The organism is Micromonospora sp. CNZ322, assembly GCF_007827755.1.
Genome location: NZ_VITD01000008.1, coordinates 334,354 through 341,571 on the forward strand (window position 1 = coordinate 334,354; position 7,218 = coordinate 341,571).

The following is a 7,218-nucleotide window of genomic DNA, read 5'->3' on the forward strand; positions in this document are numbered from 1 at the left end:
TCAGCCTAGCGACCCGGTCCCGGTGCCGGCGCGGCGGCCGGTCTTTCCCCCGGTGGCCGATCCGGCCTAGCCTGGTCCTGACCCCGGGAGGTCCACTGTGGCGAATGGCGGGAACCGACCCATCGCGCCGGTACGCAAGCTGATCGGCGCGGTGCTGGGCACCGTGGCCACGTTCGTCGTCCTGTTCGGGCTCGGCATGACGAGTTGGGCCATCGTGGCTCTCGGGGTCGCCCTGCTGGTGCTGGCGATCGCGCTGGCGACCGTACGCGGCGGCGGTCGCACGTGGGTCGTCGGCGTCGGGCACGTGCACAGCGCCTCCGAACCACCCACTCAGTACGCGTTCGGCCGCTGCGAACTGCAACTGGTGATTGACGCCCCTGGTCTGCCGCCGCGCTCCAAGAAGATCATTGAGCCGAGGGTGCCGGTCTCCAAGTGGCCGTCGCTGGGCCAGACCCTGCCGATCCGGGTCGCGTTGGACGACCAGCGGCACGTCAAGGTCCTCTGGGACGAGGTGCCGACCCATGCCGAGACCGCCGCTGCCGTCGCCGATCTTCCGCCGGAGTTCGCCGACGCGGAGGCGATGGACGAGCTGTTGATCCAGCAGGACGCGCCGCCGTGGGCCGACCGCGCACCCGACGACGACTTCCGCGACGACTTCCGGGACCCGGTCGGTGACCCGTTCCGGGACCCGGTCCGCGACCCGCTCGGTGACCCGCTGCGCACCGACCCTTCGCGGGACGACCTCCGGCGCGACGATCCGGGCGTCATGCCCGAGGAGCGCGAGCCCGTGGTGATGCACCAGAGCCCGGGTGGCCCGGTGGTGTTGGAGGGCGTCGTCGTCGAGCCGCAGTCCGGTGGGCTGCCCCGACGGGCGACCACTCCGGCACCGCGCCCGCCCGCCGAGGAACGCTTCGACGAGCCCGCCGCCGACCGGTTCGACACTGCGGAGGAGGGCGGCAGTACCGCCCCACCCGCCGAGGACCCCGTCGAGCAGCCCGGCGCGCAGCGCTTCGAGCAGGCCGGCGCACAGCGCTTCGACCCGCCGCCCGCGCAGCGGTCCGGCCCGGGCGCGGCCGACCCGCTGGACCCACTCGATCTTCCGCTGGACGAGCCCTCCCCGGCCGGGGCCGCACGCACGACCGTGACCGACGAGCAACTGGACCAGGCGATCTTCGGGTTCGACGCCGGCTCGGGCGCGGACCCAGCCGGGCCGATCAGCGGGGTGGGCCTCACCCTGCTGGTCACCGACCTGCCCCGGTCGCTCAATTTCTACCGCGACGTGCTCGGCTTCAGCGAGGTCGACCAGGGTGCCCACAACGCCGTCCTGGCCTCCGGGTCGACCCGGATCGTCCTGCGCGAGGTGACCGGGGCGGCACCCATCAGCCGCCGACTCGTGCACGTCAACCTTGAGGTGAGCGACATCGAGGCGGCGTACGAACGGTTGCGCGAGTCGGGCGTCCGCTTCACGTACGCGCCCCGGGTGGTCAACCGGGGCACCAAGCTGGAGGGGTGGGCTGCGGCCTTCCGCGACCCGGATGGCCACGGCGTCGCCCTCACCCAGTGGCGCGAACGCGCCGACGCCTGACCCGGCCCGCCTTCGGACGGCGCCGGCCGGGCCGGGCGTCAGCCGAGAATGACGCGGCGAACGTGCAACGCGTACGCCCAGACCAGGGCGAAGATGATGCCCAGCCCGAGCAGCGACCAGTGCAGCAGACCGCCCAGCAACAGCAGGCCCTGAAGCACGGTGCCGGCGTTCCAGGCCCACTGCCGACGCATCATGCCGGCGAGCACCACGGCGGCCACCGCCAGTGCCACCACCGCACCGATCGCGGCGCCGCCGAGGTCACCGCCGACCACCCGGATCGGCTGGATCGCCAGCAACAGCACCAGCGCCTCCAGGCTGAGCGTGCCAGCGCCGAGACCGCGTACCGCCCGCTCCGGGTTGCGCAACCCGGAGCGTCGCGGCTGCCCGGCCGTGGGCTCCTCCCCCACCGGTTGGTCGACCGGCGGGCCGGTCGGGTCCTCGGTGGGGTGCGGGTCCCGCTCCGGGCTGGTCATCGCTTCAGCAGCCGGCGCGCGTCGGCGACCGTCACCACGGACCCGGTGACCAGCACCCCGACGCCGCTCAGCTCACCGGGGACGTCCTCCTCGGCCATCGCCACCGCCAACTCGATGGCGTCCGGCATCTCCTCGGCCGAGGCCACCCGCTCCTCGCCGAAGATCTCGGCGGCCAGCGCGCCGAGTTCCTCCGTCGGCATCGCCCGTGGCGAGCTGTTGCGGGTGACCACCACCTGGTCGACCACCGGCTCCAGCAACTCCAGCAGCGCTTCGGCGTCCTTGTCGGCCAGTACGCCGATCACGGCCACCAGCTTGCTGAACGCGAACTCCTCCTGGAGCGCGGTGACGGTGGCCTTCATGCCGTGCGGGTTGTGCGCGCCGTCCAACAGGATGGTCGGGGCGTTACGGACCCGCTCCAGCCGACCCGGGGAGCTGGTCGAGGCGAAGCCCTCCCGGACCGCCTCGATGTCCAGCTGACGTCGAGCCCCCGCACCCAGGAACGCCTCCACGGCGGCGAGCGCCATTGCCGCGTTCTGCGCCTGGTGGGCACCGTGCAGCGGAATGAACACGTCGTCGTACACGCCACCCAGCCCCTGGAGGGTGAGCACCTGGCCCCCGACCGCCACCGCCCGACCCAGCACGCCGAACTCGCCGCCCTCCCGGGCGAGCGTGGCCCCGACCTCGGCGCAGCGTTCGAGGAGGGGACCAGCGGCCTCCTCCTCCTGGGCCGCCGAGATCACGGTGGCCCCCGGGTGGATGATGCCGGCCTTGGCCAGCGCGATGTCCTGCAGCGTGTCACCGAGCCACTCGGTGTGGTCCAGGCCGATCGGGGTGATCACGCAGACCCCCGCCTGGAGAACGTTCGTGGCGTCCTCGGCACCACCGAGGCCGACCTCGACCAGCGCGATGTCGACCGGCGCGTCGGCGAACGTGGCGAACGCCAGCGCGGTGGTCATGTCGAAGTACGTCAGCGGCTCGTCCGACCGCGCGTCGACCAGCTCGGCCAGTGGCTTGATCTCCCGGTACACCGACGCGAACCGTTCCTCGCTGACCGGCTCCCCGTCCAGGCTGATCCGCTCCCGGACGGTCTCCAGGTGCGGGCTGGTGTACCGCCCGGTGTGCAGCCCGTGCGCCCGCAGCAGTGAGTCGATCATCCGCGCGGTGGAGGTCTTGCCGTTGGTGCCGGTCAGGTGGATCGCCGGGTACGCCCGCTGCGGGCTGCCGAGCAGGTCGAGCAGTGACTCGATCCGGTCCAGCTCGAAGACCATGCGGGTGAAACCGCGGGCGTTCAGCTCCGCTTCGACGGCGGCGAATTCGTTACGGTCGGTCACGAGGGCAGTGTCTCCAGGGCAGCGTCGATCCGGACCAGGTCGGCCTCGGCGGTGGCGAGCCGGTCGCGGATCTTCGCGACCACCGGCTCGGGGGCCTTGCCGATGAAGGCAGGGTTGTCGAGCTTCGCCCGGGCCTGCGCGACCTCCTTCTCGGCTGCCGCGCGGTCCTTCGTCAGCCGGGCCCGCTCGGCGGCCACGTCGATCGACCCCCGGGTGTCCAACGCGACACCGACCGCGCCGGGCATGGCCAACGTGGCGCTGGCCTGGAAGTCGTCACCGGCCGGGTCCAACCGGACCAGCGAACGGATCAGCGGCTCGTGGGCAGCGATACCCGCACCGGACAGCCCGTCCAGACGGGCAGCCACCCGCTGCGTGGGGCGCAGCCCCTGGTCGGAACGGAACCGGCGGATCTCGGTGACCACCCGCTGCACGCCGACCAACTCGGCCTCGGCGGCGTCGTCGACCAGCGACCGGTCGGCCACCGGCCAGGCCGCGGCCTGCACCGTCTCGCCGCCGGTCAGCGCGAGCCACAGCTCCTCGGTGACGAACGGGATGACCGGGTGCAGCAGCCGCAGCAGCTGGTCGAGCACGTGCCCGAGCACCCGGCGGCTGGCCTCCGCGCGCTCACCGCCCTCGGCGAGCACCGGCTTGCTCAGCTCGACGTACCAGTCACAGACGTCGTCCCAGGCGAAGTGGTACAGCAGGTCACACACCTTGGCGAACTCGTACGCCTCGAACTGCTCGTCGACCTCGGCGGTGACGTGCGCCAACCGGGACAGGATCCACCGGTCGACGGTGGAGAGCTGCTCGGTGGGAGGCAGGTCACCAGTGGTGTGCGCACCGTTCATCAGGGCGAACCGGGTGGCGTTCCAGAGCTTGTTGCAGAAGTTGCGGGAGCCCTGGCACCACTCCTCGCTGACCGGGACGTCCTGGCCAGGGTTCGCGCCCCGCGCCAGGGTGAACCGGGTGGCGTCGGCGCCGTACCGGTCGATCCAGTCCAGCGGGTCGACCACGTTGCCGAACGACTTCGACATCTTCTTGCCGAACTGGTCACGGACCATGCCGTGCAGCGCGACCACGTCGAAGGGCGGCCGGCCGTCCATCGCGTAGAGGCCGAACATCATCATCCGGGCGACCCAAAAGAACAGGATGTCGTACCCGGTGACCAGCACGCTGGTCGGGTAGAACTTCGCCAGGTCCGGGGTCTGCTCGGGCCAGCCCAGGGTGGAGAACGGCCACAGGCCGCTGGAGAACCACGTGTCCAGGACGTCCTCGTCCTGGTGCCAGCCCTCGCCCGTCGGCGGCGCCTCGTCGGGGCCGACGCAGACGATCTCACCCGCCGGGCCGTACCAGACCGGGATGCGGTGCCCCCACCACAGCTGCCGGGAGATGCACCAGTCGTGCATGTTGTCGACCCAGGCGAAGTAGCGCTTGGCCAGCTCGGCCGGCTCGATGCGGACCCGGCCGTCGCGCACCGCGTCACCCGCGGCCTGGGCCAGCGGGGCGGTGTTGACGAACCACTGCAGCGACAGCCGCGGCTCGACCGTGGTCTTGCACCGCGAGCAGTGCCCGACCGCGTGCACGTACGGGCGCTTCTCGGCGACGATCCGGCCCTGCTCCCGCAGCGCCGCCACGATCGCCGGTCGTGCCTCGAACCGGTCCAACCCCTCGAACGGGCCGGGCACGGTGATCACTCCGCGCTCGTCCATCACGGTCAGCGCGGGCAGGTCGTGCCGCTGGCCGATCTCGAAGTCGTTCGGGTCGTGCGCCGGCGTCACCTTGACCATGCCGGAGCCGAAGGACGGGTCGACATGCGCGTCGGCGACGATCGGGATCCGGCGGCCGGTCAACGGCAGCTCGACCTCGGTGCCGATCAGGTGCTGGTAGCGCTCGTCGTCGGGGTGCACCGCCACGGCGGTGTCGCCGAGCATCGTCTCGGCCCGGGTGGTGGCCACCACGACCTCGTCGCTGTAGCGGATCGAGATCAGCTCGCCGTCGTCCTCGGTGTGCTCGACCTCGATGTCCGAGAGCGCCGTGAGGCAGCGCGGACACCAGTTGATGATCCGGTTGGCCCGGTAGATGAGGCCGTCGTCGAAGAGCTTCTTGAAGATCGTCTGGACGGCGCGGGTCAGCCCCTCGTCCATGGTGAAGCGCTCGCGGTCCCAGTCGACGGAGTCGCCGAGGCGGCGCATCTGGCCGAGGATGGCGCCACCGGACTCGGCCTTCCACTGCCAGACCCGCTCGACGAACTTCTCCCGGCCGAGATCGTGCCGGGAAAGCCCTTCGGCGGCGAGCTGACGCTCGACCAGGTTCTGGGTGGCGATGCCGGCGTGGTCCATGCCCGGCAGCCACAGCGCCTCGAAGCCCTGCATCCGCTTACGCCGGGTCAACGCGTCCATCAGCGTGTGCTCGAACGCGTGGCCCATGTGCAGCGAGCCGGTGACGTTCGGCGGCGGGATGACGATGGTGAAGGGGGGCTTGTCGCTGTCGGCGGAGGCCCGGAAGTGCCCGCCGGCTACCCACTGCTCGTACCGTCGCTGCTCTACCTCACCGGGCTGGTACTGGCCGGCAAGGGTCGGGGCGTCGGGGCGTCGGGCATCCAGTCTCTCGGTCACCGGACAAGTCTACGGAGGGCTTCCGCAGACCCGACGTGCGCCACCTGCCGTTCGCGTACGGTGTCGGCTATGTCCGACGCACATCTCACCGAGCAGTCGCGCGACGGCGGCCGCGAGCCGGTCGAGCTGACCGAAGAGCCGATCCAGCTGAGCACCCGGGACTCCGGAGGCGACCCCGACGAGCGGTCCAGCGGCTGGTCACGCCGCCGCAAGATCGGTTGGACGGTCGCACTGGTGGTCGGTCTCGCCGGTGCCGGCGTGCTTGGTGTCGGTGGGTGGCGGGTGGCGCAGCAGAAGGACACCCAACTGGCGTCACCCGATCGGGTGGCGGGTCTGACCCGCGACGACAGCGAGCGCGCGAAGAGCACGGCCGACTATCTGCGCAGCGGCCTGGCGGCGAACATCGAACTGGACAGCAGTTTCGGCACTGTCTACCGCGACCCCGCCGACGAAAAGCGCTCGGTGCTCATCTTCGGGGGCACCACCCTGCTCTGGCAGCCGGAACGGGACCTGGACAGCCTCTTCCGCCTGATGTCGGACGAGACCGGTGCGGTGAACGGTCTGCGGGACCTCCCCGCGGGTGATCTCGGCGGGGTGCTGAAGTGTGGCAGCACCAGCGGCGAGGGCGGGGACTTCGCGGTGTGCGGCTGGGCCGACCACGGCAGTGTGGTGATGGCGATGTTCCCGGGCCGATCGGTCAGCGACGCAGGCGGCCTGCTGCGCAACCTCCGCGACGGCATGCAGACCCGAGACTGACCGGCACCGCCGGGGCCGGCCGCAAGATCGCGCAACATCCTGGATGTAGTGGCGTCCGCACGCCGTGAGGCCGCTACATCCTGGTTCGAGCGTGACCTTGACGGCTTCGGAGCAGCTCGGACCCCTGTTCCCGGCCTCGCCGGGGCATCGGGTACCCCGGGGTATCGGGTAGCCGGGGGTATCGGGTAGCCCGAGCCGATCAACCAGGCAGGGAAACGCAGGAAACGGAGAATGCAGAAAAGGCCACCCCCGTTGGGGGTGGCCTTTTCTGGAAGATTGTCCGGCGGCGTCCTACTCTCCCACACCCTCACGAGTGCAGTACCATCGGCGCTGGAGGGCTTAGCTTCCGGGTTCGGAATGTATCCGGGCGTTTCCCCTCCGCCATGACCGCCGTAACTCTATGAACATATCAAACAACCCCGGCACACAGTCACGGGTGTTCGCTTGTTCAGAGTTGC

Annotated in this window: 5 protein-coding genes and 1 rRNA gene; 2 read left to right on the forward strand and 4 right to left on the reverse strand. The window is 71.0% G+C overall.

Translation table 11 applies throughout. The features are described 5' to 3' along the window. Nucleotides 1-97: 97 nt before the first annotated feature. A complete protein-coding gene (locus tag FB453_RS21125) occupies nucleotides 98-1,585 on the forward strand; it encodes a VOC family protein (protein ID WP_145792626.1) in 1,488 nt (495 codons plus the stop codon). Nucleotides 1,586-1,623: 38 nt separating this feature from the next. Here the strand turns inward: FB453_RS21125 and FB453_RS21130 are convergent, their stop codons facing one another. The 3 genes from FB453_RS21130 to FB453_RS21140 are packed head-to-tail and all read right to left on the reverse strand — an operon-like array spanning nucleotide 1,624 to nucleotide 6,004. Then, nucleotides 1,624-2,058, reverse strand: a complete 435-nt coding sequence (locus FB453_RS21130) for a DUF4233 domain-containing protein (protein ID WP_145792629.1) — start codon at nucleotides 2,056-2,058, stop codon at nucleotides 1,624-1,626. After that, nucleotides 2,055-3,389 (reverse strand): bifunctional folylpolyglutamate synthase/dihydrofolate synthase, encoded by a 1,335-nt coding sequence (locus FB453_RS21135; protein ID WP_145792631.1) that lies wholly within the window; start codon nucleotides 3,387-3,389, stop codon nucleotides 2,055-2,057. Before FB453_RS21135 ends, FB453_RS21130 begins: the two co-directional genes overlap by 4 nt. Continuing rightward, nucleotides 3,386-6,004, reverse strand: coding sequence for a valine--tRNA ligase (locus tag FB453_RS21140; RefSeq protein WP_145792634.1), 2,619 nt, complete (start codon nucleotides 6,002-6,004; stop codon nucleotides 3,386-3,388). The genes FB453_RS21135 and FB453_RS21140 overlap by 4 nt, the downstream gene beginning before the upstream one ends. A gap of 69 nt (nucleotides 6,005-6,073) precedes the next feature. On the opposite strand from FB453_RS21140, the gene FB453_RS21145 reads away from it, so the two are divergent. Next, nucleotides 6,074-6,760, forward strand: coding sequence for a hypothetical protein (locus FB453_RS21145; protein ID WP_145792636.1), 687 nt, complete (start codon nucleotides 6,074-6,076; stop codon nucleotides 6,758-6,760). Nucleotides 6,761-7,038: 278 nt separating this feature from the next. Here the strand turns inward: FB453_RS21145 and rrf are convergent. Further along, nucleotides 7,039-7,155 (reverse strand): 5S ribosomal RNA (gene rrf, locus FB453_RS21150). Nucleotides 7,156-7,218: the final 63 nt, after the last annotated feature.